1 pseudogene is annotated in these 233 nt (G+C 54.1%); it reads right to left on the bottom strand.

The features are described from left to right. Window positions 1-123: 123 nt before the first annotated feature. Window positions 124-233, bottom strand: a pseudogene (locus tag ACZYOF_RS45055) (IS5/IS1182 family transposase); the annotation flags it as partial.

Below are 233 nucleotides of genomic sequence, written 5' to 3'. Positions count from 1 at the left end.
GAAAGCGAATCCAACCCGCACACATCATCGCATGGTCACTTTGGCGTAGAGCTCACCAGGCCGCCGCCCAGCGCGCGCACTTCAAAACAAAAAGACAACTGTAATGCTAGGTCGCGTGGACAGTTATGTTAGCCAGAGCAGAGTTGCGGCGATAGCGACGACAGCGAAGTAATTTCGTGCGGTTTTTTCGTAGCGCGTAGCAACGCGCCTGAAACGCTTCAGTTTCGAGAAGC

It is taken from the genome of Bradyrhizobium sp. LeoA1Lang (assembly GCF_055413685.1).
This window is presented reverse-complemented; position numbering and strand designations above follow the sequence as displayed.